This is a genomic window from Caulobacter sp. ErkDOM-E, from assembly GCF_048541895.1.
Lineage (GTDB): Bacteria > Pseudomonadota > Alphaproteobacteria > Caulobacterales > Caulobacteraceae > Caulobacter.
The window spans coordinates 2,605,014-2,630,703 of record NZ_CP183331.1 but is presented as its reverse complement, the minus strand read 5'-3'; the positions used below and the strand labels follow the sequence as shown (position 1 = coordinate 2,630,703).

The 25,690-nt window shown below is 63.7% G+C and carries 20 protein-coding genes, 1 tRNA gene and 1 pseudogene; 16 read left to right on the top strand and 6 right to left on the bottom strand.

The genetic code is table 11. The annotated features are described in order from the left end of the window. The first annotated feature begins 39 nt into the window (after positions 1-39). Positions 40-124, top strand: a tRNA-Leu gene (locus ACN2C7_RS12880). 393 nt (positions 125-517) lie between these two features. Here ACN2C7_RS12880 and ACN2C7_RS12875 read toward each other — a convergent pair. Next, a complete protein-coding gene (locus ACN2C7_RS12875; RefSeq protein WP_419317366.1) occupies positions 518-1,588 on the bottom strand; it encodes a hypothetical protein in 1,071 nt (356 codons plus the stop codon). Positions 1,589-1,903: 315 nt separating this feature from the next. Beyond that, on the bottom strand, positions 1,904-2,221 hold the full coding sequence (locus ACN2C7_RS12870; protein ID WP_419317365.1) for a hypothetical protein: 318 nt from the start codon (positions 2,219-2,221) through the stop codon (positions 1,904-1,906). Between the two features lie 462 nt (positions 2,222-2,683). Here ACN2C7_RS12870 and ACN2C7_RS12865 point away from each other — a divergent pair, with 462 nt between their 5' ends. Both ACN2C7_RS12865 and ACN2C7_RS12860 read left to right on the top strand, forming a co-directional pair. Beyond that, entirely contained in the window at positions 2,684-3,715 is a 1,032-nt protein-coding gene (locus ACN2C7_RS12865; protein ID WP_419317364.1) for a hypothetical protein, read from the top strand. Next, positions 3,702-5,363, top strand: coding sequence for an EAL domain-containing protein (locus ACN2C7_RS12860; RefSeq protein WP_419317363.1), 1,662 nt, complete (start codon positions 3,702-3,704; stop codon positions 5,361-5,363). The genes ACN2C7_RS12865 and ACN2C7_RS12860 overlap by 14 nt, the downstream gene beginning before the upstream one ends. A gap of 78 nt (positions 5,364-5,441) precedes the next feature. Here the strand turns inward: ACN2C7_RS12860 and ACN2C7_RS12855 are convergent, their stop codons facing one another. Then, the gene (locus ACN2C7_RS12855; RefSeq protein ID WP_419317362.1) at positions 5,442-5,903 is read right to left on the bottom strand and encodes a hypothetical protein; all 462 of its coding nucleotides are present in this window, start codon (positions 5,901-5,903) and stop codon (positions 5,442-5,444) included. A 503-nt stretch (positions 5,904-6,406) separates the two neighbouring features. On the opposite strand from ACN2C7_RS12855, the gene ACN2C7_RS12850 reads away from it, so the two are divergent. The 8 genes from ACN2C7_RS12850 (at position 6,407) to ACN2C7_RS12815 (ending at position 16,856) form a co-directional block, all read left to right on the top strand. After that, the gene (locus ACN2C7_RS12850; RefSeq protein WP_419317361.1) at positions 6,407-7,924 is read left to right on the top strand and encodes an AbgT family transporter; all 1,518 of its coding nucleotides are present in this window, start codon (positions 6,407-6,409) and stop codon (positions 7,922-7,924) included. A gap of 316 nt (positions 7,925-8,240) precedes the next feature. Beyond that, the gene (locus tag ACN2C7_RS12845) at positions 8,241-8,510 is read left to right on the top strand and encodes a hypothetical protein (protein WP_419317360.1); all 270 of its coding nucleotides are present in this window, start codon (positions 8,241-8,243) and stop codon (positions 8,508-8,510) included. Between the two features lie 483 nt (positions 8,511-8,993). Further along, positions 8,994-9,977 carry a LacI family DNA-binding transcriptional regulator gene (locus tag ACN2C7_RS12840; RefSeq protein WP_419317359.1) on the top strand — a complete coding sequence of 328 codons (984 nt, stop codon included), beginning with the start codon at positions 8,994-8,996 and terminating at the stop codon, positions 9,975-9,977. 143 nt (positions 9,978-10,120) lie between these two features. After that, positions 10,121-12,574, top strand: a complete 2,454-nt coding sequence (locus ACN2C7_RS12835) for a TonB-dependent siderophore receptor (protein WP_419317358.1) — start codon at positions 10,121-10,123, stop codon at positions 12,572-12,574. Positions 12,575-12,639: 65 nt separating this feature from the next. After that, complete coding sequence (locus ACN2C7_RS12830; protein WP_419317357.1) at positions 12,640-14,481, top strand: alpha-amylase family glycosyl hydrolase; 1,842 nt, start codon at positions 12,640-12,642, stop codon at positions 14,479-14,481. Next, entirely contained in the window at positions 14,481-15,362 is an 882-nt protein-coding gene (locus ACN2C7_RS12825) for an ROK family protein (RefSeq protein ID WP_419317356.1), read from the top strand. Before ACN2C7_RS12830 ends, ACN2C7_RS12825 begins: the two co-directional genes overlap by 1 nt. After that, the gene (locus ACN2C7_RS12820; protein WP_419317355.1) at positions 15,359-15,625 is read left to right on the top strand and encodes a GntR family transcriptional regulator; all 267 of its coding nucleotides are present in this window, start codon (positions 15,359-15,361) and stop codon (positions 15,623-15,625) included. Before ACN2C7_RS12825 ends, ACN2C7_RS12820 begins: the two co-directional genes overlap by 4 nt. Beyond that, positions 15,618-16,856 carry an MFS transporter gene (locus ACN2C7_RS12815; RefSeq protein ID WP_419317354.1) on the top strand — a complete coding sequence of 413 codons (1,239 nt, stop codon included), beginning with the start codon at positions 15,618-15,620 and terminating at the stop codon, positions 16,854-16,856. Before ACN2C7_RS12820 ends, ACN2C7_RS12815 begins: the two co-directional genes overlap by 8 nt. A gap of 788 nt (positions 16,857-17,644) precedes the next feature. Here ACN2C7_RS12815 and ACN2C7_RS12810 read toward each other — a convergent pair. Continuing rightward, positions 17,645-17,735, bottom strand: a pseudogene (locus ACN2C7_RS12810) (transposase); the annotation flags it as partial. 642 nt (positions 17,736-18,377) lie between these two features. On the opposite strand from ACN2C7_RS12810, the gene ACN2C7_RS12805 reads away from it, so the two are divergent. Both ACN2C7_RS12805 and ACN2C7_RS12800 read left to right on the top strand, forming a co-directional pair. Next, entirely contained in the window at positions 18,378-18,539 is a 162-nt protein-coding gene (locus ACN2C7_RS12805; RefSeq protein WP_419317353.1) for a hypothetical protein, read from the top strand. Positions 18,540-18,907: 368 nt separating this feature from the next. Beyond that, positions 18,908-21,280, top strand: a complete 2,373-nt coding sequence (locus ACN2C7_RS12800) for a TonB-dependent receptor (RefSeq protein WP_419317352.1) — start codon at positions 18,908-18,910, stop codon at positions 21,278-21,280. A 189-nt stretch (positions 21,281-21,469) separates the two neighbouring features. Here ACN2C7_RS12800 and msrB read toward each other — a convergent pair whose 3' ends face one another. Beyond that, complete coding sequence (gene msrB, locus ACN2C7_RS12795) at positions 21,470-21,952, bottom strand: peptide-methionine (R)-S-oxide reductase MsrB (protein ID WP_419317351.1); 483 nt, start codon at positions 21,950-21,952, stop codon at positions 21,470-21,472. An 81-nt stretch (positions 21,953-22,033) separates the two neighbouring features. Here msrB and ACN2C7_RS12790 point away from each other — a divergent pair, with 81 nt between their 5' ends. Both ACN2C7_RS12790 and ACN2C7_RS12785 read left to right on the top strand, forming a co-directional pair. After that, positions 22,034-22,354 carry a YbjQ family protein gene (locus ACN2C7_RS12790; protein ID WP_419317350.1) on the top strand — a complete coding sequence of 107 codons (321 nt, stop codon included), beginning with the start codon at positions 22,034-22,036 and terminating at the stop codon, positions 22,352-22,354. A 10-nt stretch (positions 22,355-22,364) separates the two neighbouring features. After that, positions 22,365-22,943, top strand: coding sequence for a DJ-1/PfpI family protein (locus ACN2C7_RS12785; RefSeq protein ID WP_419317349.1), 579 nt, complete (start codon positions 22,365-22,367; stop codon positions 22,941-22,943). 50 nt (positions 22,944-22,993) lie between these two features. On the opposite strand, the gene ACN2C7_RS12780 is transcribed toward ACN2C7_RS12785, so the two are convergent. Next, positions 22,994-23,497 (bottom strand): GlcG/HbpS family heme-binding protein, encoded by a 504-nt coding sequence (locus tag ACN2C7_RS12780; RefSeq protein ID WP_419317348.1) that lies wholly within the window; start codon positions 23,495-23,497, stop codon positions 22,994-22,996. Between the two features lie 159 nt (positions 23,498-23,656). On the opposite strand from ACN2C7_RS12780, the gene ACN2C7_RS12775 reads away from it, so the two are divergent. After that, positions 23,657-25,651 (top strand): acetyl-CoA carboxylase biotin carboxylase subunit, encoded by a 1,995-nt coding sequence (locus tag ACN2C7_RS12775; RefSeq protein ID WP_419317347.1) that lies wholly within the window; start codon positions 23,657-23,659, stop codon positions 25,649-25,651. Positions 25,652-25,690: the final 39 nt, after the last annotated feature.

Genomic DNA, 25,690 nt, shown 5'->3' with positions numbered 1-25,690 from the left:
GCCTGCTAGAGAGACGGCCCTTCGCGAAGAGCGAAGTCTGCGGGCGTGGTGAAACTGGTAGACGCGCCGGACTCAAAATCCGGTTCCGAAAGGAGTGTCGGTTCGACCCCGACCGCCCGCACCATCAATCTTTTCAAGGACTTAGAGGAAAGTTCTAGCGGATCAGCTGGATCTATCCGGTAGAGGTTAAGTGATTGAATTCACTCACTTCCCTCCGCTTTCTCGGGGGGGTCATGAGCGACACCTCATCAGCCGGGAAACTCACAAGGCCCAACGCTCAGCCGCCTTGGCTGAGTGGCAATCCCTCATGGCCTGAGGCCCGGCCGTGTCTGCCCGAACTGCGCCAGGTGGAGACAGGTTGGGGTTAGGCTACAGCACGCTCTGGAGTGCTCCAGTCAGAAGGGGGGGCTCGACTCCAAAGCCTTTCAGACAGGGGGCTTCCCCTCAAACAGCGCACACCACCCCGGCGGAACGGATTCGTTCACTTCCTGACGATCCAATCAGGTCGAAAAATGCTCTAGCCAACCGCGCGCTGCATCATTGGAGCGTCGTCCTCAAGCCCCTCAAGCGCGATGCCGTCTTCAAAGTCCATAAGGATATCCATCAGATCAACGTAGCCCACCGCCACCGGCTTGGACCGGGGAAAGCGGTAGGACCAGAAGCTGACAATGTGCTGGAGCGCGCCCAGACGCTGGCCAAGCGACATGAACAGGTGGGGCGATTCGATCAGGAAATCGCGGAACGTCCCGGGTTTTCCATCGTCGGTCAGGGCGTGAAAGGCCCGGTCATACGTACTCAGCGTGGCTTGCACGGCGCGGATGCGCTCGCGGACTGCGGCCACAATCCGCGCTCGCGCGAGCGGGATATAGGCAGCACTCTCGGCGTCGCGGACGCCGCGAGGCGTGACCGACACCATGCTCTTGATTGTCTGATCAACGCGCGGCATCACGTCGCTCAGCACCCACTTGTAGTAGAGAAATCCCCGCCAGGCGAAAATCCCGTCCAGGAATTGCTTGTCCTCAAGTCTCAGAACCTCGCGCAGAGGGCCAAAGTCGACCTCAGGACGCGGCGAGAGCAGCTTGTCCACAAGCCTGCCGGAGGGCATGCCGGGCTGGTCGCCGCCCGACAGGGTCGACAAGGCCTGAATGTCCATCTGGACAAATTTCTGCATGTTCAGGACGTCTGCGTCGGAGATGTTGAAATATTCCCGCGCCGGCTCGATTCCGGAGCGCCGGAGATATTCCCGCAGCAGGAACGGGTCGAGGGACGGTAGCTGGTCAATCTGGTCCAGAACGTTCCGGTCGCGAGCGCCCGGCCGCAGATCGGCGCCAAAGGCTTCCTCGGTCACCGCCTCGAAATCTTTTTGGCCAACGAAGAAAAAGTGCGCCCCGGCTCGGAGGTCGGCGGCGTCGATGGGCAAAAGAACTTTTGTCGCCGACCCGACGTGCGAGTCAAACATCTCAAGCTCATTACCCCTCAGCTTGTGCTTGAGAATAATCGCCCGGTTCAGAACTCGATTTTTGAACAACGGCGCCTTTTCGAAGGCGGGTACGGCACAATGTCGCCGATGCACGTCGTACAGATTCAAAACGCGCGCCGTCGATGAGGTCCTGGAAAGATTCGTCAGTCGTCTAATCGACCGGTCGTTATCCAAAGGGCATATCCAGACTGGAGAAGGTCATAAGGATGACCCCGATGACGGCCGGCCCTTGAGCCGCCTAGGCAGAGCCCCGGAAGAGCATACGGCCAACAACGCTCGCCCCGCGACGCCAGCGGGCCAGTGCCGTCGCAGGTCATGGGCGCGCGATGGTTGCCGCAGCGCCTGGGTCTCGATGGCTAAAGGGAGAGATGCGCCAGACCCCAGGCGTCGCTCGTGACGGGTTCGGCCGGAAGGTGAGATGCTCTATGCGCTTTTAGAAAACAACGCTCCAGAAACGTAGGCGGGGTTGTTTCTGAGCCGGAGAAGTTCATCGGAAGGATACTGAAACAGAACGTCCCCATTGAGCCGATCAACAGTTTTGTAGACGAAGGAACCGGTCGGCTTATCCTGTTCAATCACCAGCCTTTGGTTCTGGCCGCCGGCATGTGCCAAAGACTTGCCGTCCGGCGCCGTCGATGGCGCAGTAACCTTGGCATTGACCTCGGTAACGGCAATCGCGCGCCTGGCTGCGGCATTGCCGCTCCAGTCAATAACCGCACCGGCTTGAAGCGGTATCGACATCAGAAACCCCCTCTCGATAGCATTCGAGGCTAATCGCGCCCCATTTCCATTGTGCAGCCCCCATGGCGGCCTGCTTAAGGGGTTAGTCGCCGGCCGCACCTTTCTCAACTAGTTTTCTACCTATTCTGAGTAAAGGCCAGCCTGCAGGCTCGATCGTTTAAGCTTTCGTTCCTAAATTGCTTGGTAATTCACCTTTTGTTAACTCGCGAAACGATAGCCCGGAGCTAATAGCTCATATTACTCATTGTGGATACAATACATGGGTTGGGATGGGCAATCTGGCGTTGCTAGTCTGTTTTGTAAGCCTTGCGGTAACGCTAGTCCAACTAGTCGATAACCTCAGTTTTTGGGGGTCGTCGTGTGGAAAGAGACAGAACAGTCAGGCGGCTGACACACATTCAGAAAACCGCTTCGACAACACGGATTTTGAATCTGGCCAGGATCAGTCGAAACCGATCCGGCTTGATCGCCAACGATAGATCTCGCCTGTTTCGCAATAGGATATTGGAGAGCTCGGTCATTATAAAACATCGGGTTCGTCCGCACGAAGCCGATATTTTTGAAGAGCCGCGATTCAATGCAACAAAGATTCTAGTTCCTTTCGACATCAATGATTTTCGCTTTGGCGCTCATTGCCTGTTTGTCGGACAGAAGAATTTCGATGCTGTTTCGGAGGACATGTTCGGCGATGACGTCAAATTCGGTAGATCAGATCGCAAGGTTCTTGATCTGATCGATGAATTGCCTTCGCTGGATCCTTTTCTGCTGCGAGAGCACCTTCGTAGAAGCGGTGTTGAGCCTTCGCGGGACTACTTCTGCATTTCAGACGCCGACGTCGGGAAAATGCACAGCTATGTCAGTCAGCAGTTGGCGGGCCTCGTGCGCATGACCGGTGGCGGCGATGAGGCCACGGCGGTCGTCAACTCCGCAGACCGACTAGCAGAGAAATTGCTATCGTCGAGCCCTGACAAGAGCTTTGAGCCTCTAAAAAAGCTTCTTCGACTTAGCGAAAAAGAATATCAGGACGGCATATTTTGTTGGAGAGGCCTTCTTTACTACAAGTGGGTGTTGCACGACACCTATCCAAGACTGGGCTCTGTTCTCAGGGAGATCAAGGCGATCGCGCCTCTGGGGCTGCGAGACGCGGCCGGTGACGCCTATATCGCCGAGGCGAAATTGCGCATCGAAGGCGCCATTCGCATGTCGCTTGCACGCATTCGGAATGTCATTCGACGATACGATGACGCCTATGGCGTGCTCGTCAACGAGGGCCAGTCAGCCGCCTTTCGTCGATTTCTAATCTCTGCACCCGACATATTTATGGATATTGGCGAGGAGATCGGCGCAATACAGCATGTTGTCAGTTACTGGACGTACTGGTCTAGAAGTTCCAAGCTTTCGAAAGTGAAGGCATCCGAACTGACGGATATTTTCATTGATTTCGAGGATGGGCTGTCCTCTAGTCTGCATGGGAAGACCAATGCCTGGATCTGATCTTGCTCAGCAGAGTGTGCGTCTCGTCGGCCTGGCGGTTGCCGGGGCCGACCTGGTCTTCGAAATCAGCGATGCTGGCAGCATTCTGTTCGCCTTGGGAGCCGCTGAACATCTGACGGGCTTCGATGATGATGCCCTGGTCGGCTGCGGATGGAATGCCGTGCTCGACGACCAGGACGCGGCGATGATGGCGGCGATTGGCCCAACCGTCTCACCCGGAGAACGCCAGGGGCCCTTCCGGGTAAGGCTGAGATCTGCGCCCGGCTCTCGGCCAGCGCGCACGGCCAGCCTTTCGGTCTTTCGCCTGCCGCAGCGCGGGGCGAATCTGTCCTGCGCTCTGAGCGCCACCGCCGTCGACGCCGGCGCCGGCGGTGGCGCAGCCTCGGACCAACTTGCGGACCGGGCCGGGTTTTGCGCGATCGCGTCTGACCTGATGCGGCAGGCCCGAAAGGACGGCCTGCCACTCAGGCTGGATCTTGTCGAACTGGAGGGTTACGGCGAGGCCATGGCGGCCTTGCCGACGGACATGGCCAATCTCCGACGCAAAATCGTCGGCCGGGTGCTGCAAGCCCAGGCGATCGCTGGAGGCGCCTCCGAAGTCGCCGAAGGCCGTTTCGCCATACTCTGTGACGCCTCGGTCGCGCCTGGGCCTGTCGCCGAGCAGCTCGAGGCTGTCACCGGCATCAAGCCGGCCATTACCGATCTTAACGTTGACCTCGAGAACCCTGCCCAGGCCTTGAAGGCCATGCGCTACGCCCTGGACTGCTATATCGCCGAGGGCGCCGACGCCTCGGTCCGTGGCTTCGAAGCGACCTTGAACCGTGTGGTGCAGGATGCCGCCCGCTTCAGGACGCGGCTCGCCAACGACACGTTTCAGTTGGCGTTTCAGCCCATCGTCACCCTCGGCGGCGGCGTGCTGCACCACTTTGAAGCCTTGGCGCGCTTCGACGCCGATGTCAGCCCGGCGGACACCATCCGGATGGCCGAAGAACTGGACATGATCGTCGACTTCGACCTGGCGGTGGTGCGCTGCGCCTGTCGTCACCTCGCAGCCCACCCGCATGTGAGCATTGCGGTGAATGTCAGCGGCGCCTCCTTGCTCGACGAGCGCTTCCTGTCGCCCTTCCTCAAGGCCACGTCGGGCGACCCTTCCCTGCGTGGGCGCTTGCTTATCGAGCTGACCGAAACTGCGGCCATGCTTTGTCTTGAAGAGGCTGCCGCGACCCTGAAAGGTCTTCGGGACGCTGGCTTTCGCGTCTGTATCGATGATTTCGGCGCAGGCTCCGCATCGCTTGAATATCTGAGTGCGCTGGAGGTCGACATCGTCAAATTCGACGGTCGCTTCGTGCGCGACCTTGAGCGCGGGAGCCGCAATTATATTCTGCTCAAGCACCTGGCTGGTCTGTGCAAGGCCCTGGGGGCGGAAACCGTGGCCGAAATGGTCGAAACGCCCCTGAGTGCCGCGCTACTGGCCGAGGTCGGGATCGAGTACGGCCAAGGCTGGTACTTTGGGATGCCCCTGACCAATCCCAACTGGGACTCTGGTCGGCAGTGGCTGCCGCGCAGCGGTCTGGGTGAAGGGCGGCCTCACCAGCCCCCCGTGGCGGCGCGGGCGCGCTACGGCGTAGGCGGGCCATCATACACCTGACGGAGCCGCCAGCCCTTCCCGTCCGACGCGTCTGACAAGCGGTGCTGTTCGCCCGGCCGTGCGGCGGCAATCAGCGCGTCAGGTCGCGACGTAGGGGCGGATCGTCTCGAGGTACGTCTTGGTCAGCGCAAAGGATTGCTTGGCCAGATCGGCAAATTCAGGACGCGAAAGCGTCTCGGAGGAGATCAGGAACTCTCTTGATCCCTGGCGGTGACAATAGCCTTTCGCGACCAGCTTCATGACGTGTCGACGAGTGGTTTCGTAGGGCAGGCCCAGATAGTTGGCGATGCTCAGGGCGGCTACCGGTCGGCGCAGGGTATCGGGGAAGACACCGTCTGCGGCCTCCGCACGCGGGACATTCTGGCGATTGAGATGGTCGACAGATGTCCTCGCCATTGTAAAAAATATCAGCATGGTTGTCGCGTCGCCGTCAAACAGCTCCAAATACACCGACATAATACTCATCAGGTAGTCGACGTTCTGGGAAAACAGGAAGCCAAGCATGTGAGCGCTAGGATATTCTTCCAGACTTTTTTTCACGCTATTTTCCAAAACAGACCATCCGAATTTACAGCGCCAGCCACAGCCTTTTCGCTGCACCCTGATGCTTTTGTCTGAGCATGGCTGGCGCCTGACCGCAACACTCTGCCTGGACGGCCCCGCAAGGCATGCGCGCGCGCCGCGAATCCTGCGCCCGAAGGCCGTGTGATAATGTTCAACAATCCACCGCAGCACAGCTAAAGATTGTTGTTTTCGCGGTTATTACTCATTTCGGGTAATTTAATCGTTATGTCTGGACGTGTACGGGGATAGCGAAGGCCGCTATAGCGGCGTGCAAGATCGATCCATGTTTGCTTCCCTGCAGAACGATGGTTTTTTCAGACATCGATCCAGAGACCTCGGTCTCGGAGACTCGAAAATCGTGGCGCTAGCTGGGCTATTGATCTTGAGGTCTGCTGGGCGAGCCTTGGTAATCTGCGGAGAACCCTCTTGAGCTCCGCCAGCCGGACTGGGCCTGGCGGACGGCGTCGCCGGGCATTCCGATGATCAAGCGCGTTTTGACCCCCGGCCGGTTGCGGACGGCGCTGCTGGGCCTTGTGGCGCTGGCCGCGGTGTCTGCGATGGTCGCCTTGCTGACGGGCCTGAGCGCCGTCGACCCGATATCGGGTCACCTGATCACGGTTGACATCCTGTCGGCCAAAACGCTCGCGCACCTTTTGACCCAGGCGCCGGCAACGGTAACCGCTTTTCCCCCCCTCGGGATCTTTCTGCTGCTGGCGCTGGGCACCGCCGTGGCCGATCGGTCCGGGCTCTTTGCCGCCCTCGTTCGCGGCAGCCTGTCACTGATGCCCGCAGCGCTGCTCACGCCCGTTGTCATCCTGACGGGATACCTGTTCCATCAGATTTCCGATGCTCTCTTACTTGTTTACCTGCCCTTGTCGGGCGCTGTTTTCGCGGCCCGCGGTCGTGATCCCGTCCTGGGCATATTGATTGCTTTCGCCGCCTTTTCGGGGGGCTTCGCCGCAAGTCTAGGTCCTGGCATACCCGACATCATTCTGCTCCAGCTGACCGAAGATGCAGCCCGCAGCCTTGCGCCCGACTGGCGGTATGCCCTGTTTGGCAACTGGTTCATTCTGCTCGCCGTGGCCGGGCTCTATGCCGGGGCCACCTGGGCGATTGCTGACCGCTGGCTCGAGCCCCGCTGGTTCCCGCGCACCCCATCAACCGCCGAAGCTCGTCCCGAAGCCATTGAACTGCAGGCAAGCCTGAAGCCGGCGGAACGCATGGCCATGATCTGGGCCGGCCTCGCGGCGCTGGCAGCGGCGCTCGTCTTCATAGCGGTTATCCGCTGGGGCGCATCCGCACCCGATGGCGCCCACGATTTGAGAGCCGTTCTTACTCCATATTTCCGCGCCATGCCGGCCTGTCTGACACTGGTCTTGCTGAGCGCCGGCTGGTCCTATGGCGCTGTGACCGGGACGCTTGCCAGTCCCATGGCCGTTCACGCCGCGGTGGTTGACGGCCTGACGCGCCTGGCGCCCTTTATCCTGTTCGCAATCCTGATCGCCCTGTTCCTGTCAGTGCTGCACGCATCCAGAATGGACACGGTCCTGATGCTGTCCGGCGCGCGCACCCTGGCGGACGCGCAACTGGCGCCCCCCTTGATCCTGATGACGATTGTGCTCGTCACCGCCGCCCTTGACCTCCTTGTCGGCTCAGCAACGGCGAAATGGGCCGTTCTGGCGCCGATCATCGTTCCGATGCTGATGTTGCTCGGCATATCGCCAGATATGTCGACGGCGGCTTTCCGGATCGGCGATGGCGCCCTCAACATCGTTTCGCCGCTGCAGCCCTGGATCTACCTTGTGGTCCTTTACTGCCGGCGCTGGCGGTCTGGGTTCAGCCTCGCCGACGCCCTTCGGAACCTCGCGCCCTTTTCGGCCGCATATCTGGTTCTCGGCCTCATGGTTGTCGGGATATGGTCTCTCGCCGAGTGGCCGGTTGGACCCTTTTCAAGCTTTCACTACGATCCCGGCAGGGTGGCTTCGCTCTCCCGTTAGGCGCAGCCTTCATCAGGCCATAGCCTGGGCGCAAATGCGTGAGCCTGTCAGAGCAAGTTGCGGCCGCCGCCCCTGGCCGGAAGCCTGCCGGGATGAGAAACCCATCCCGCCACTTCAACCCGGCGCGCCACCTCATCAGCCGGGAAACCTACAAGGCCCAACGCCCAGCCGCCCCGGCGGAGTGGCAATCCCTCATGGCTTGAGGCCCGGCCGCGCTTGCCCAACCTGCGCCAAGTGGAGACAGGTTGGGTTAGATTGACAGCACCAACACGCGCTTTGAGTTGAGGCCCCGTTTATGCCGATCATTGGCACGTAATTGTCGGATATCCTCAACGACACCCCGGAGAGCGACACAATTCGCGGTGGGGCCGGAGCGGACAAGTTCTATTTTTTGAGCGATGCGGGCTTGGACAAAGTCGCCGACTTCTCCAGCGCTGAGGGTGACAAGGTGCTGCTAGACCGGGGGCAGGTCTTCACGCTCAGCGACACTGGCGAAGGAGCGATGATCGACCTGGGGAAGGGTAGTCAACTCTTGCTCGCAGACGTAAGCGTGGCGAGTATTGGAGAATGGCTGACATTCAATTGATTTGCGGCGAAGTGCGTCTTCGAAACTAACGTCCGCATTGGGGGCGGCAATTAAACGCTGCCTTCAGCTCAAGACGGAAATGGCTTTTACAATCCGAGGCCTAAGGTCCGTGAGCGCGATGTCGTAGGCGCCTGGCGCATGCCCAACAGAGTCAGACCTATCGCACCAAGAGGTCGCACCGCGACTCTTAGGCGACCTTGGGAACGTCCGCTTTCCGGCAGTGATGAGGTTGAGGGCGCCCCAGTTTCCGGCAACGCGAAAACCTGACTCTTCTCGGACCTTGGGAAGGTCAGCCTCACAGGCGCGACGAGGCCCGTCAGATCGTCCGGGTGGGTCCGACGCCGGCCTCGGAGGGCCCCCACTAGGCCGCCAATTGCAAAGATACATCGTCCTGCAGGTGGCTTTCCACGTGAACAATGTCTCGAGCGTCTCTATTCTGGGGCGATGATATCGGACCCGTATAAAGACACTAAACGCGTTAGGATGGCCGACATTGCGCGGTTGGCCGGGGTTTCAACGGCCACCGTCTCACGGGCGCTAGCCAACAACCCGGTCATTCCTCAGGAACTGCGCGACCGGATAGCCACGCTCGCCAGAGCAAAGGGCTATGTGGTTGATCAGCAGGCGCGGGGGCTTCGTCTTCAACGGACCCAAACCATCGGGATCGTGATCCCTCTGGGGCACGAGTCGAAACAGCAGATCACAGATCCCTTCTTCCAGGAGATGGTGAGCCGACTGGCTGACGAGATCACCTTGCGCGGCTTTGAGGTGCTTCTGAGCAAGGTGTCCGAGCCGACGGTCGGGTGGCTCGACAGGATTGTGCAGTCCAAGCGCTGCGATGGCGTTCTGATCATCGGTCAGAGTGACCAGCACGCCGTACTTAACGCCATGGCCGCAACCTATCGCCCCATGGTGGTATGGGGCGGGGATCTTCCCGACCGGCTCTATTGCACGGTGGGTGTCGATAACCGGCTTGGCGCGCGTTTGGCGGTTCAGCACCTGATCGGCAAGGGGCGGCGGAGGATTGCGTTTCTGGGCATGCCCGATGCGCCGGAGGTGGGACTTCGTCGGGAAGGCTATCTAGCGGCTCTGGCCGAGGCGGACCTGCCTCCATCGCCTGAGCTTCTGGTGCCGACCCACTTTATGCTCGACACCGCGCAGGCCGCTGTCGAGGCCTTGATCGAGAGCAACATCGTCTTTGACGCACTGTTCGCCGCCTCCGATCTCATTGCCGTCACCGCCATCCAGGCCCTGACGAAGGCAGGTCGGAGCGTGCCGGAGGACGTTTCGGTTGTCGGCTTCGACGACATCGCGCTGGCCCGCTACAGCGCGCCGCCGCTGAGCACAATTCGCCAGGATCTCGCGGCGGGAGCCAAGGCGATGGTCGACATGGTCTTTCGCCGGATCGCCGGAGAAGACACCGGATCCCTGTTCATGACGCCCGAACTGGTGAGGCGCGGTACCTAGAGCTTTACAGGGCTCTGTAACGAAAATACCGCAATCGATTGCGAATTACGACATCCGCTGATTTTCATCTTGCAATCGATTGCGTAGCGGTCAGGATCACGCTCAAGCGCCCTGCCAATGGGCGTATCATTTGGGAGGATGAAATGTACGGGCGCAGAACTCTTCTTTTGACGGGCGCGGCGGCGCTGATCGTGGCGCCGACCCTGGCCCTGGCGCAGACCGTCGATAACAAGCAGGACGTTTTGGCTCTGGACGGGGTGGTCGTGACCGCCTCGCGCGCCGGCGTCACCAAGATGACCTCATCGATCTCGGTCAGCTCGCTATCCGCTGAGCAGATTTCGGCCCAGGCCCCTCGATCAACCGCCGAGATCTTCCGCGGCCTGCCGGGCATCCGCTCGGAATCGACCGGCGGCGAGGGCAACGCCAACATCGCTGTACGCGGTCTGCCGGTCGCCTCGGGGGGCGCCAAGTTCCTGCAGCTGCAGGAAGACGGCCTGCCGGTTATGGAGTTTGGCGACATCGCCTTCGGCAACGCCGACATCTTCCTGCGCGCCGACGCCAATGTCAGCCGCATCGAGTCAGTGCGCGGTGGCTCGTCCTCGACCTTCGCCTCGAACTCGCCCGGCGGCGTGATCAATTTCATCAGCAAGACCGGCGAGACCGAAGGCGGCGCCGTGGCCCTGACCAAGGGCCTGGGCTATGACCACACTCGCGTCGATCTCGACTATGGCGGCCCGATCAGTGACACGATGCGCTTCCACCTGGGCGGCTTCTATCGCCAGGGCGAGGGCGCGCGGCAGTCTGGCTACACCTCGGAGAAGGGCGGCCAGATCAAGGCCAACCTGACCAAGGATTTCGACAACGGCTATGTGCGCCTGCACGTGAAGTATCTGAACGACCGCGCGGTGGGCTATCTGCCCATGCCGGTTCGGGCCACCGGCTCGAACGGCGACGCCGGCATCGGCTCGTTCGCCGGCTTCGACATCGGCCATGACGACATCCAGTCGGTCTATCTGTCGGCCAATCCTGGTCTGGATGGCGACGGCAATCGCCGGACCAGCAAGGTCTCCGACGGCATGCATCCCGATAGCCTGCAGTTCGGCGCGGAAGCCAAGTTCGACATCGCCGGCGGCTGGACCTTGGAGAACCGCTTCAAGGTCGCCAAGACCTCGGGTCGTTTTGTCTCGCCCTTCCCGGCGGAAGTGGCTTCTGCCTCCAGCCTGGCGACCTCCATCGGCGGAACCGGCGCGACCCTGCGCTACGCCAACGGCCCCAGGGGCGGTCAGTCCATCACCGCGCCCGCCGGCCTGAATGGCAACGGCCTGGCCATGCGGATCCACATGTTCGACGTCGAGATCAACGATTTCGGCAACGCCATGAACGACCTGAAGCTCTCGCGCAGCTTCGACGTCGCCGGGCTGTCGCCCATCGACGTGACGGTGGGCTATTACAAGTCCAGCCAGACCATCGCCATGGACTGGCTTTGGAACACCTTCCTGATGGAAGTGAAGGGCGACAACGCCGCCCTGCTGAACGTCTATAGCGGCGCCGGGTCGCTGGTGACCCAGGGCGGTCTGGTAGCCTATGGCGTGCCGTTCTGGGGCAATTGTTGCACCCGTCGCTACGACGTCACCTACGACATCGATGCGCCGTATCTGAGCCTGGGAACCAAGGTCGGCGCTCTGACCCTCGACGCCAGCCTCCGCCATGATAGCGGCAAGGCGCAAGGCCGCTACGCGGGCGCCAGACAGGCGGCAAATTTCGACGTCAATGGCGACGGCGTGATCCAGCCGACCGAAGTGAGCGTGTCTGTAATCGACAACGCGAACGCCTCGCCGGTGAATTACGAGTGGAACTACACCTCGTGGTCGGTGGGTGCGAACTACCAGTTCAATCCCGACCTGGCCGCCTTTGGCCGGGCCAGCCGGGGTGGCCGGGCCAATGCCGACCGCCTGCTGTTTGGCAAGGTCGCGGCAGACGGTTCAGTGGCCAAGGCCGACGCCGTCGACATGGTCGACCAGATGGAAGCCGGCGTGAAGTATCGCCGCGACGGCTTTGGCCTGTTCGCCACCGCCTTCTGGGCCAAGACCGAGGAGCAGAACTTCGAGGCCACCACCCAGAAGTTCTTTGACCGGACCTATCTGGCCAAGGGTATCGAACTGGAAGCCAGCTACCGAACCGGTGGTTTCTCGGTGACCGGCGGCGCCACCTATACCGACGCCACGATCGACAAGGATGCCCTGAACCCGGCGGCCGTGGGCAACACCCCGCGCCGCCAGGCCAAGTGGATCTATCAGGTTGCCCCGACCTATGCCTGGGACAAGGTCACGGTCGGCGCCAGCGTCATCGGCACGGCCAAGGCCTACGCCCAGGACGACAACCAGCTGGTCTTCCCGGCCTATGCCCAGGTCAACGCCTTCGCCGAGTACAGGGTCTCCGAAGGTCTGGCCCTGTCGGTCAACGCCAACAACCTGTTCGACAAGGTGGGCCTGACCGAAGCCGAGGAGGGTTCGATCACCGCTGGGGTCGTCAACGCCATCCGCGCCCGGTCGATCAACGGCCGGACCGTTACGGCGACGCTTCGCTACGCCTTCTAGTCTCCCTGCGAACCCGCCGGACGCGCTTGTGGCGTCCGGCGGTCTTTTTGCCAAGTGAGTGGTTCATGTCGTCACCATTAGCGTCCGGGCTGTCCGGCAATCTGGCGTATGCCCAGGCCGTCGACCGTCGCTTCGCCACCCACTGGCAGACGATAGAGGTCAAGCTGGCCGAGGTTTATGGCAAGGATCCGCGCTGGAGCGGGTTCATCCGTAAGCTGAAGACTTCTGTTCTGGAAGCCGCTCAAGCGCGTCCCGAATCCCTCCGCGCCCTGGACGCCGAGCGTGAAACCCAGCCTGACTGGCTCTCCGCGCCCGGCCAGACCACCTACAGCTTTTATGTCGACCGCTTCGCCGGCGATCTGGTCGGGGTGCGCGGACATCTCGACTATCTGACCGATCTTGGCGTGCGCTGGCTGCATCCCCTGCCGCTGCTGGAGCCACGAAGGGGCGACAGCGACGGGGGCTTTGCGGTCAAGGACTATCGCCAGGTCGATCCCCGCCTTGGCGATATGGCCGACCTCGCAGGCCTGGCCGACGACCTGCGCTCGCGCGGCATGGGACTGATCCTTGACGTGGTCTGCAACCACACCGCCCGCGAGCATGCCTGGGCGCAGGGCGCCCGAGCCGGCGATCCCGCCTATCGTGACTATTACATCGTGCTCACACCGGAAGAGGCCGCTGTCCGCGACAGAGAACTGATCGACGTGTTCCCCGACACTGCGCCGGGCAGCTTCACGCCCTGCCATGAGATGGGGGGGCATGTCTGGACCACCTTCTATCCCTTCCAGTGGGACCTGAACTACGCCAACCCCGCCGTGTTCGCCGAGATGCTGGAAGTTCTGGTTTTCCTGGCGGCGCAAGGCGTGCAGGGCTTTCGCCTGGACAGTGCGCCGTTCCTCTGGAAACAGGCAGGCACCACCTGCCGCAACCTGCCCCAGGCCTACGCCTTGGTCGAAGCTTGGCGGGCGGCGCTGTCGATTATCGCGCCAGGCGTCGTTTTGGTCGCCGAGGCGATCGAGAGCCTGGAGCACGTCCTGCCGTTCTTCGGTGGCGACGTGGGCGGCTGTGACCTGGCCTACAACAATGGCGTCATGACTGCCCTTTGGGGCGCGCTCGCCGATGCCGACGCCGGGATCTTCCACCGCTGTCTGAGCGCTTCCGTCGGCAAGCCCGAGCGCGCGGCTTGGTTGAACTATGTGCGCTGCCATGACGACGTTATCTGGAACGCCCTGGCCAGCTATGCCCCCCGAGAAGATCTTGCCCGATGGTCGCTGTTCTATGGCGGGCAGGGCGACAGCTTCTCGCAGGGGCGGGCCTTCCAGACCGCCGCCGGGGGCGTACCCTCGACCAATGGCATGGCCGCCTCGCTGGCCGGGATTACGCCTGGCGACAACGGACAGGTTGAGGGGCCCGCGCGTCTTGCCTTGCTCTACGGGATTATCCACGCCCTCGACGGTTGGCCGCTGATCTATATGGGCGACGAGATCGGCCTTGCCGATGACACCGCCTATGCCGAGGACCCCTTGCGGGCTGGTGATGGCCGCTGGCTGCACCGCCCGGCTATGGACTGGGCGGCGGCCGCCCGTCGCGGCGATCCCGAGACGCTGGAGGGCGCGCTATTTGCCCGCTTCCGTTGGCTGGCTGCTCAGGCCCGGACGCTGGCTGGCTATGGGGTGTCGGGCGCGGCCCGGCCGCTGGATCTGGGGCCGCCCGCCGTGCTGGCCTTTGAGCGCACGGATGGCGCGAAGCTGTTCCTGTGCCTGGGCAATCTTTCCGGTGCGCCGGTGACGGTCGATTTGCCGGCGGCCTTCGCAAGCGGCGCGATTGATGTCTTGGGGGGCATGCCGCCGGCAGCCGGTCCTGTCACCTTGCCGGCCCATGGTGTGCTGTGGCTGGTCGCCCTGTGATGGCTCGGTTTGCGGGCATTGAGTTGGGTGGCACCAAGGTGCTGGTGGCGTTCGGATCGGGGCCGGATGATCTGTCGGAGCCTGTACGGATTCCAACCACGACTCCGACGGAGACTCTGGCGGCGGTCCATGCCGTGCTGGAGGCTCAGCGGGGACAGTTCGAGGTCATCGGCGTCGCTAGTTTTGGTCCCGTGCGCCTGGACCGTGATGCGGTCGACTGGGGCTCGGTGCTCAAGACGCCAAAGCCGGGCTGGACCGGCGCGGCCATCGCCCGGCCGCTGCTTGAAGCGTTTGGCGTGCCTGTCGCCCTCGACACCGACGTCAACGGTTCCGCCCTGGCAGAGGGCCAATGGGGCGCGGCGCGCGGTCTTTCAGACTACGCCTATGTCACCATCGGCACTGGCGTTGGGGTTGGGGTGGTGGTCAACGGGTGTCCGGCCCACGGCCTGATGCATCCGGAGGCCGGCCACCTGCTGGTGCGACGCGATCCGGCGCTCGACCCATTCGCCGGCTGTTGTCCGTTCCACAGCGACTGCCTGGAGGGCTTGATCAGTGGCCCCGCCCTGGCGGCTCGGATCGGCCGTCCGGGCGAGAGCCTGTCGTCTGATGATCCGGTCTGGACTCTGATCGGCGACTACCTGGCGCAACTGGCCATGAGCCTGACCCTGACCACCTCGCCCCGGCGGATTATCATCGGCGGCGGCGTCGCCAGCCCGGCCTTGCTGGGCCATGCGCGTGCAGCGCTCGGTCAGAGGATGGGCGGCTATGTCGAGGCCCTGGTCGGTCCGGCCGCGCTAGAGGCTTATCTGGTTGCGCCAGAACTGGGTGACCGGGCCGGGGTGCTGGGCGCGATCGCCCTGGCCAAAGGGCAGGGTGCATGATCGCCCTGCCGACCGCTTCGCAGATGCAGCGCCCGCTCTATCGTGCGCTCCGCGAGGTGATCGCGCAGAACATTCGCGACGGCCGCCTGCGGCCCGGCGACCGCTTGCCGACCGAGCGTGATCTGGCGCGGGGGTGCGGGGTGTCCCGCATTACCGTCCGGGCCGCGCTGGACGGCCTGGCCAAGGACAAGCTGGTGGCGCGCCGTACGCGCACCGGTACGATCATCACCGAACAAGCGGCGCGGAGCGTAAGCGATGTCTGAACCAGAAGGCGCCGCTCGCAGCGGCAATATCGGCGTGATCAAGGGCCTGACCTATTTGATGTTCATGATGTTCGCCATGACCACCGACTCGGTGGGCGTGATCATCCCGCAGATCATCAAGAGCTTCGACCTTGGCATGACCGCCGCCGGCTCGTTCCATTACGCCACCATGGGCGGCATCGCCTTGGGCGGTGTCGGTCTGGGCTTCCTGGCCGACCAGATGGGACGCAAGTTCACGATCATCCTGGGCCTCTCGGTGTTCGCGATCACCTCCCTGGCTTTTGCGCTGACCAGCCAGTTTGTGGCCTTCCTGGTGCTGCTGTTCCTCTCGGGCGCGGCGATCGGAGTGTTCAAAACCGGGGCCCTGGCGCTGATCGGCGACATCTCGACCTCGACCCGCAACCACACCGCCACAATGAACACTGTAGAGGGGTTTTTCGGCGTCGGCGCCATCATTGGCCCGGCCATCGTGGCCTATCTGCTGGCCTCGGGCGCGTCATGGAAGTGGCTCTACGTTATCGCCGGTGTGCTGTGCCTGCTGCTGATGCTGACCGCCCTGACCATCCGCTATCCGGGGGCGAAGATCGCGCCCGAGGCTCGCGTCGACTTCCGCAGTGTGCTGCGGGCCGGCCGCGATCCCTATGCTTTGGCGTTCAGCCTGGGGGCGATGCTGTATGTCGGCGTCGAGACGGCGATCTATGTTTGGATGCCGACCCTACTGGCTGGATACCAGGGCCCCGCCGCCTTCATGGCGCTGTATGCCCTGTCGATCTTTTTCGTGCTTCGCGCTGCTGGACGGTTCATGGGCGCCTGGATGCTCTCGCGCATGCGCTGGACCCTGGTGCTGGCGATCTGCGCGGGAGCCATCCTGGTCTGTTTCGTCGGCGCCCTGATCGGCGGACGTGAGGCGGCGGTGTTCCTGCTGCCGGCCTCGGGCCTGTTCATGTCGATCGTCTATCCGACAATCAACTCCAAGGGCATTAGCGTCTTTCCCAAGGCCGAGCACGGGGCGGTGGCCGGGGTGATCCTGTTCTTCACCTGCCTGAGTGCGGTGCTCTCGCCGTTGGCCATGGGCGCTGTCAGCGATCTTTTAGGCGGACCGATCTATGGCTTCATGCTGGCGACCGGGCTGTCCGTCGTCCTGGCCCTGGCGGCCCTAGTCAACCTGCTGCTCGACCCGGCGAAGGCCAGGCTGGAGGCGCTGGATAGGAGCGAATACGCCCAAACTTAGCCTCATTAGGCGAGCTGCCCAGTTGGTTCGGATGACTGACTCTTTGGCCCTCAAGCCTTGGCGGAGTTCCTCCGCGCAGCGCGGCCGCCGCCGGGGGTCTTTGACCTTTCGGTCATAGCATCTCGGCAGCTTGCCACGGTCCCAAGCGTCCAGCCCTTCTAGGGGATAGAGCGCCCCTTTGCCGGCCGTCACCTAAGTGCGGACCCAGACGCTGCATCGCTAACGGTTACCGCACCAATGTCGCCTTTCCGGAGCGACCTAAGGTCTGCAATTGTTGAGGCTTCCGAAAGCCTTCAGAGGAGGAAGCCGCGGTCAGTACGCCGAGCGGGTCAGGCTATGGCGATAGCGGTGTCGCCGCGGTGCTGGCGGCGGCCAAATAGATCTCAGCAGTCGCCCTCGACAGCCCCAAACGTCCAACATGTCGCTCCCTGAGCGGTGCGAGGCGCCGACATTGGCGGTGGCTGGACGGCGCTTGAGGCGCGGCTGGACGCGAGGCGCAGCAGGCCCTGCGCCAAGGTCGGGGGCGATGGCGGGCACGGGCGCGGACGATCGTCGCGGCCTGGCTGATGAGCTGTCACGCCACAGCGGCTCGAGCGCACGAGCGCGCCAGGCGCCGCCCCGGCCGATGACCTCGATGATGCGAAGACCGCCGCCGCACAGGCAGACCAGGGCGGGCGGGGCCTTGGGCTCACGGGGCTTGGGAGCCTGCTCGGGCACGGAGGCCGGTTGCGGCGTGCGCTCCAGGATCAGGGCGCGCAGGGTCTCCAAGGGCACGGCGTTGGGACCCTTGGCCAGCAGGCCGTAGTGGCGGATGCGGTGCGAGCCGGACGGCAGGACATGGATCAGGAACCGCCGGATGAACTCGGCCGGCGACAGGGTCTTGATCGCCACGCGGGTGTAGCGGGCTGTGGTGTCCAGCTTCTTGTGGCCCAGCGGCGCCTGGATCACCCGCACGTCGGTCTTGCGTTCCAGCAGGTGGGTGATCTCCGAGACCCGCAGGCCGCAACCAAAGGCGACGCTGAGGGCGGCCTTGTGCTTGAGGCTGGGCGCGCAGTGCAGCAGCAGCGCCACCTCTTCAGGGCTGAGCACCTCGGGAAGCCGGTCCTCCTTGCGCACCCTGGCCAGCCGCTCGCCGACTTGGCGGATGGACATGTCTTCGATCATCCGCTGACGCAGCGGGGTCATGGGGGCAGAGCTCATCGGGGATCTCCTGTCTGCAGGGTTGACCCTTGATCTTCAGACAGGACGGGCAAGGCGCCGCCACCTCAGGCTCATCCACGGCGCCGAACACCCATGCCGCGCGAGCGGCTTAGTCCATTGGCGCAACCCCCGACCGCCCGCACCAGACAATCTGAAAAGTCGGGCGACAGCGCTGCTCAGGATTTGACCGTCTGCGCATCAGCCCATGATGCGCATATGGCTCCTGAAGGGCGTTGATCGGTCTTACAGCCAGACTGATGCGTGTGCTTGTTATTGACCCTGATCCGGCGAGGGCCGCTCTGGTGGCCGAAGGTCTTGTGGGTGACCCTTCGCGACAAGGTGACGGTGGGCGCTTTGGAAGGCGCGCATAGGCTGGCTCCGCTGGCGCTGGCGCTGGCGCTGGCGCTGGCGCTGGCCTCGACCTTGGGCGCTGGAGGTTCCGGCGACGCCGTCTCGATGATCGCCCCTCTGGCCCTGTCCTGATCGTCATTGGCCAGGTCGCGGCGCGCGCCGATAGGCGTCAGGAGATCGACGAGATCAGCCTTCAGCCCCTAAGCCTGCGAGCCTGAGGTCCCAGCTCTGGTGCGCTGCCGCGTCCATCATCGGATATTCGCTGGCCCAGGCTGTGGCCTCACCCGCCGCTTCCGCCGCCACCTGTGCTGGGTCGCCTAATATTGGGGCGATCAAGGCGACGGATCGGTGTCGCACCGTGCAGTGCGCCGGGATTCGCGCGCGTTGCGGCATTCGCGAGCGGTCAACGCCTGAAATCGGCGTCTCATCTTCGTCAGTCCTAGGACCAAACAGGATCTCGTCGGGCCTCCCCGCGCGATGAGGTCAAAGAGGGGATAGTCATGAGCATCAAACCAAAAAACCGGTCGCGAAGCCTCAAACCGGCGCTTCTTGCGGCCTCGATCCTTGCCGTCGCCACGCCGGTGCTGGCCCAGGAGGCCGCGCCGTCGACGGAGGTCGATCTGGTGGTCGTCACCGGCAAGCGGGTGTCGGAAGCCAGCGTCGCCATCGGCACCGATCAGGCAACCGCAACGGTTTCCATTACGCGCGAGGCGCTGCTCTCGGCGCCGGCCGGCGTTACCGGCCTGAAGATGCTGGAGTCCCTGCCGGGCTTCAACGTCCAGGCCAATGACGCCCTGGGCATGTACGAGTTCGGCAATTCGGTCTCCGTGCGGGCCTTCAACTTCCAGCAGATCGGCTTCCTGCTCGACGACATCCCCATGGGCCGCAGCGACCAGTTCGGCGGCAGCCCGATCTATCGCTATGTCGACAACGAGAACCTGCTGCGGGTCACCGCCTCGGCCGGGGCCGGCGACGTGGCCCTGCCCAGCTATGCGTCGCTGGGTCCGATCGTCGACTATTTCACTCAGGCCCCCAGCGAAGTGGCCGGCGGCTCGGCCAGCTACACGCGCGGCAGCGACGCCCTCAAGCGCACCTTCCTGCGGCTGGAGAGCGGCAAGGTCGGCCCGTTCTCGGGCTATGTCAGCGGCTCGTGGATCGAGGGCGACCTGTGGCGCGGTCCGGGCACCATCGATCGCACCCACTATGAAGCCAAGCTGCGCTGGGACATGGGCGAGGCCACCAGCCTGACCTTCCAGACGGTGCACAACGACTATTTCGACTACGACTCGCCGTCGATCACCAAGGCGCAGTATTTCGGGAACGCCAACGACATCTTCGGCCGAAAAGGGCGCGACTTCGCCTATCTGGGCTATGTGCCGGTATCGGGCGCCGTCGGCTCGCCTGCGACAGCGACCTCGCTGCCGATGACGACGGCGGGCGTCGCCTACTCCAACACCGCCTATAACCAGTACTACAAGTTCGCGATCAACAAGCGGAAGGACCACCTCTACGGCCTGACCCTGAAGACCGCGCTGGGCGAGGCGATCGATCTGACCGCCACGGCCTATTACGAGGACAAGAGCGGCTATGGCGTCTCGCCGGAGGCCTATGCGACATCGCTGACCAGCCACAATGCAGAACGCCTGATCGTCGCCGGCCTGACCGCGCCCAAGGGCATCCAGTATGGCCTGTCTGGCGTCGACGGCACCCGCCAGGGCGTCACGGCCAAGGGCGAATGGCGCATCGGGATCAACACGGTCGAAGCCGGCGTCTGGCTTGAAGACGACGACTACCACCGCACCCAGGCCCGCTATAACGTCCAGGGCGGCAATCCCGATGGCGCGCCGCTGCTCAACGAGCCGGTCCACCTGCAGCGCAACTACACCTCGACCCGCCAGACGACGCAGTTCTTCCTGAAGGACACACTCAGCCTGCTGGACGACGACCTGAAGCTGGAATTCGGGTTCAAGACGCTGGACGTCGACTACGAGATCAGCGGCTATCGCAACCCGGCCGACTACATCAATCGCCGTCAGCCCAGCATCAAGGCCAACTGGTCCGACAGCTTCCTGCCACAGATCGGCATGGTCTATTCGGTGGGCGCGCGCGACCAGGTCTTCGCATCATACTCGGAGAACATGGCCCTGCCGCGCGGCGCTGATGACGTGCTGTCGGCCGCCAGCCCGCTGGTCCCGGCGCCCGAGGCCGAAACCTCGACCAACTGGGAGCTGGGCTATCGCGCAAACCGGGCGACCTTCAATGCCTCGTTCGTGATCTACAAGACCGAGTTCAAGAACCGCCTGCAGTCGTTCTCCGCGCCGGTGCCTGGCAGCACCACCACCGAGAGCTTCTTCCAGAATGTCGGCGCGGTTGAAGCGTCGGGGGCCGAGTTCAGCGGCCAGTGGAAGCCGGATCTCTTCGACGGCAAGGTCTATTTCAACACCAACATTTCGTACAATATCTCGGAATTTCAGGATGATATCGCCAACTTCGTCCTGACGCCGACGCCGGCCGCGCTGAAGATCGCCGGCAAGAAGGTGCCGGACTTCCCCGAATGGATCTTCCAGGGCGGGGTCACGCTCGAGCCGACCGACGGCCTGGTGTTCAACCTGTCAGGACGTCTGATCGACGACCGCTTCACCAACTTCATCAACAGCGAGCACGCGCCCGGCTACATGATCTGGAACGCCTATCTCGACATGGGCGACGGCTTCGGCTTTGGCCCGTTCGAGCAGGTCAAGGCGCGGGTCAATGTCGATAACATCTTCGACACCGACTATCTGGGCACGATCGGCACGACCGTGAACACCCTGGCGACCTTCCGTCCGGGCTCGCATCGCACGATCCAGTTCACCCTGTCGGCGGACTTCTAGAACCGGGGCCGCTCGCCGCCTCCGGGCGCGCGGGCGGCCTCTACCTCCCGGATCAGTCGGCCAGCACGGCGCGGCCCCTGATCCTCCGGCCGTGGCCGGAGGGTGTCGTGAGGCGCCCAACCGCTTTCGCGGCCGCCGTTCAAATCAGATCAATTTAGTAGGAATATAGAGAAGCTGTAGCCGATCGCCTCAGTCGACGATCCGATCGCCGCGATGCAGGGGATCGGGCAGGGGATCGCCAGCTTTCACGAACTGCAGCGACACCGAATTGATGCAGTAGCGCAGCCGCGTCGGCTGCGGACCGTCCGGGAAAACGTGACCCTGGTGGCTGTCGCACCGGGCGCAGCGCGTCTCGATGCGCGTCATGCCATACGAAGAGTCGGTGATCGCTCGAACATGGTCCTCGGCGAAAGGCGCGTAGAAGCTGGGCCAGCCGGTGCCGCTTTCGAACTTGGTCTGGTGCCGGAAAAGGGGCAGGCCGCAGAGGCGGCAGCCATAGACGCCCGGGCTCTTTTCGCCCAGCAGGCCGCCGCAGAACGGGGCCTCGGTGCCATGCTGCAGCAGAACCCGGGCCTCCTCGGTGGTGAGCGCGGCCTCCAGGTGATGGCGTTCGGCCTCGTTGGGCGCAGTGAGGTCAAAACCGGCGGTCGATCGGGTGGCGGCGTCTGTCATGACACCCAATGTAAGATGCCCGGAACGAATCCGGTAGAGACAAGCCCGCCATTTGGGCCGCCAACAGGACGGAATGAGCCAATGCTGACCTGCACGACCCCTTCGATCGCCGAGCGCGAGACCGTCGCCACCCTGGGTGTGGTGTCGGGCGAGGCGATCATCGGCGCGCATATCTTCCGCGATATCTTCGCCGGCATCACCAATATCATCGGCGGCCGGGCCGGCGGCTATGAGAAGGCCCTGCGTGAAGCCCGCGACATCGCCCTGCAGGAAATGAGCGAAGAGGCCCGCCGCCTGGGCGCCGACGCCGTCGTGGGCGTGGATCTCGACTACGAGTCGCTGGGCCCTGACGGCGGCATGCTGATGGTCACCGCCGCCGGCACCGCCGTGAAGCTGCGTTAGGGGAGGGCCGATGACTGTCGCCGTCGCATTTCTGCAACCGGGCTGGGCCGATTGGGAGGCCGGGCCTGTCCTGGCGCTTCTGCGTGAGCATCTGGGCGTCCAGATCGAAATCGCTACGCCGGATGGCGAGCCCCAGACCTCGATAGGCGGGCTGCTGGCCGCAGCAGACTACAGGTTCGATGATCCGGTTCTGTCTGACGCGGACATCTTTCTGCTGATCGGTTCGGACGCCTGGACGAGCTTCCAAGACGAGGCCGTGTTCGGCCTGCTGCGACAGGCGATCGCCGACGGCAAGATCGTCGGCGCGATCTGTGCGGGCACGGTCGCCGCGGCCCGGGCGAGGTTGTTCGACGGGCGCGAGCATACCTCCAACGGCAAGGACTGGCTGGAGGCGCAGGCGCCGGGCTATGGCGGCGGCGCCCGTTACGTCGATCAGGCGAGGGCGGTGACGTTAGGCAGGATTGTCAGCGCCGCCGGTACCGCGCCGGTCAGTTTCGCGGCCGGTGTCGCTCGGCTGATCGCGCCGGAGTCCGAAGCGCTGATCGCTGGCTATGAGGCGATGTTCGCTAGAGAGTTCGCCCCAGACTGACGACCCTTGGGCGGGCGGGGCCGTCGCCGATCCCGCCCGCCCGAAGTCGCCTACTTGGCCAGGGCGGCCGCGCCGGCGCGCGCTACGACGCCGTCCTGCGCGCCCGAGCCGCCCGAAGCGCCAATGGCCCCGACGATCCGGTTGTCGATGATCAGCAGTTCGCCGCCTTCGATGGCCAGGGCCCCGGTGAAGATGGCGTTCAGCGTCCCGCCCTTGACCGCGTCCTGGAAAAACAGCGTCGGGCGACGGAAGTTGGCCGAGGTCTCGGCCTTGCGGCGCGCCACGTCGTTGGAGCCGTACTGGGCGCCGTCCATCTTTTCGCTGAGCACCAGGGCGCCGTTGGGTTCGACCACGGTGATGACCATGAACCAGCCGTTCCTGACGGCCTCGGCCTGGGCGGCGGCGACCGCGACCTTGGCCTCGGCCAGGCTCACCGACCGGCCATAGGGCGGATAGACCGGCGCGGCGGCAGGCGGCGCGGCGGTCTGGGCCATAACGGGCGCGGCGAGGGCCAGGGCCAGGGCCAGCGCGGCGAGGTGTGCGGTGGGCTTCATTTTGGCCGTTTCTCCCCGGAGCAAATTCTGCGAGCACTGTTTCTGGAAACCGGTGTCATGCCCTGACTCCGCTTTAGCGCCGTAGGGGCAAGGTTGCAAACAGGCGAGGGCCTGATAACCGGTGTCCAACAAGACAATAAGCTTGCCGGGGGCCACACCATGTTCAGCAAGATCCTGATCGCCAATCGAGGCGAAATCGCCGTTCGCGTCATCAAGACGTGCCGTCGGCTGGGGATCGCGACGGTGGTGGTCTATTCCGACGCCGACGCCGGCAGCATGGCGGTCGAGATGGCCGATGAGGCGGTGCATATCGGCCCGTCGCCGGCCAATCAGTCCTACCTGATCGCAGACAAGATCATCGACGCCTGCAAGCAGACGGGCGCCCAGGCCGTGCATCCCGGCTTTGGCTTCCTGTCGGAGAACGCCGGCTTCGCCCAGCGCTGCGCCGACGAAGGCGTCGTGTTCATCGGGCCCAATCCCGGCGCCATCCGCGCCATGGGCGACAAGATCGAGAGTAAGAAGTTCGCCCAGGCGGCGGGCGTCTCCTGCGTGCCCGGCCATATCGGCGAGATCGACGACACTGCCCATGCCATCAAGATCTCCGAGGAGATCGGCTATCCGGTGATGATCAAGGCGTCGGCCGGCGGCGGCGGTAAGGGCATCCGCGTGGCCTGGACCCGCCAGGACGTCGAGGAAGGCTTCCCGGCTGTCCGCGCCGAAGCCAAGGCCAGCTTTGGCGACGACCGCATCTTCATCGAGAAGTTCATCGTCAGCCCGCGCCACATCGAGATCCAGGTGTTGGGCGACAAGCACGGCAATGTCGTCCACCTGTTCGAGCGCGAATGCTCGATCCAGCGCCGCAATCAGAAGGTCATCGAGGAGGCTCCCAGCCCGCTGCTGGACGAAGCCACCCGCAACGCCATGGGCGCCCAGGCCGTGGCCCTGTCCAAGGCCGTCAACTACGACAGCGCCGGCACGGTCGAGTTCGTGGCCGGCCAGGACAAGAGCTTCTTCTTCCTGGAAATGAACACCCGCCTGCAGGTCGAGCACCCGGTCACCGAGCTGATCACCGGCCTGGACCTGGTCGAGCAGATGATCCGCTCGGCTTGGGGCGAGAAACTGGCCTTCGAACAGAAGGATCTGAAGATCAACGGCTGGGCGATCGAGAGCCGCATCTATGCCGAGGATCCCTACCGCAAGTTCCTGCCCAGCATCGGTCGCCTGGTCCGCTATGACCCGCCGGAAGAGGGCCAGCATGAAGGTTATGTCGTCCGTAACGACGCCGGCGTCCGCGAGGGCGACGAGATCTCGATGTTCTATGACCCGATGATCTCCAAGCTGTGCACGTGGGCCCCGACGCGGATCGCCGCCGTCGACGGCATGGGCCGGGCGCTGGAGGACTTCCACATCGAGGGCCTGGGCCAGAACATCCCGTTCCTCAATGCGGTGATGGACCAGGAGCGGTTTCGCTCCGGCCAGTTGTCGACCAACTACATCAAGGACGAGTTCCCCGACGGCTTTGCCGGCACCGAGCCGACGCCGGTCCAGATCGACATCCTCACCGCCGTCGGCGCGGCCATGCAGCGGGTCTATGCCGCCCGGGCGCGCACCAATGTCGCCGGCCTCAATGGCGCCGTGCGGGACGAGTGGATGGTGGCCGTCGGCCACGCCAAGCGTCGCGTGAAGCTGTCGGGCGACGAGGACCTGACCGTCGAGCTGCTCGACGAGGGCCGCTCTCTGATCCTGAGCGACGTCGTCTGGCGTCCGGGCAAGCCGGTGTTCCGCGGCGTGCTGGGCGGGTCAGCCTTCACCGTTCAGGTCGCCCCGGCGGCCGAAGGCTTCACCATCCGCCACCGCGCCGCCAAGGCCCGGGTTCTGGTCCTGACCCCGCGCTCGGCCCAGCTGCACGACATGCTGCCCGAGAAACAGGCGGCCGACACGTCCAAGCTGGTGCTGTCGCCGATGCCGGGCCTGGTGGTCTCGATGGACGTCACCGCCGGCCAGCAGGTCCGCGAGGGCGAGGTGGTCTGTGTGCTCGAGGCCATGAAGATGCAGAACATCATCCGCGCCGAGCGCGACGGCGTGGTCAAGGCCGTCAACGCCAAGGGCGGCGATCCTGTCGCGGCGGATGAGGTGCTTGTCGAGTTCGCGTAAGGGGTGTATTTATCGGGCTGCGCGACAGAAGGCGGTGGC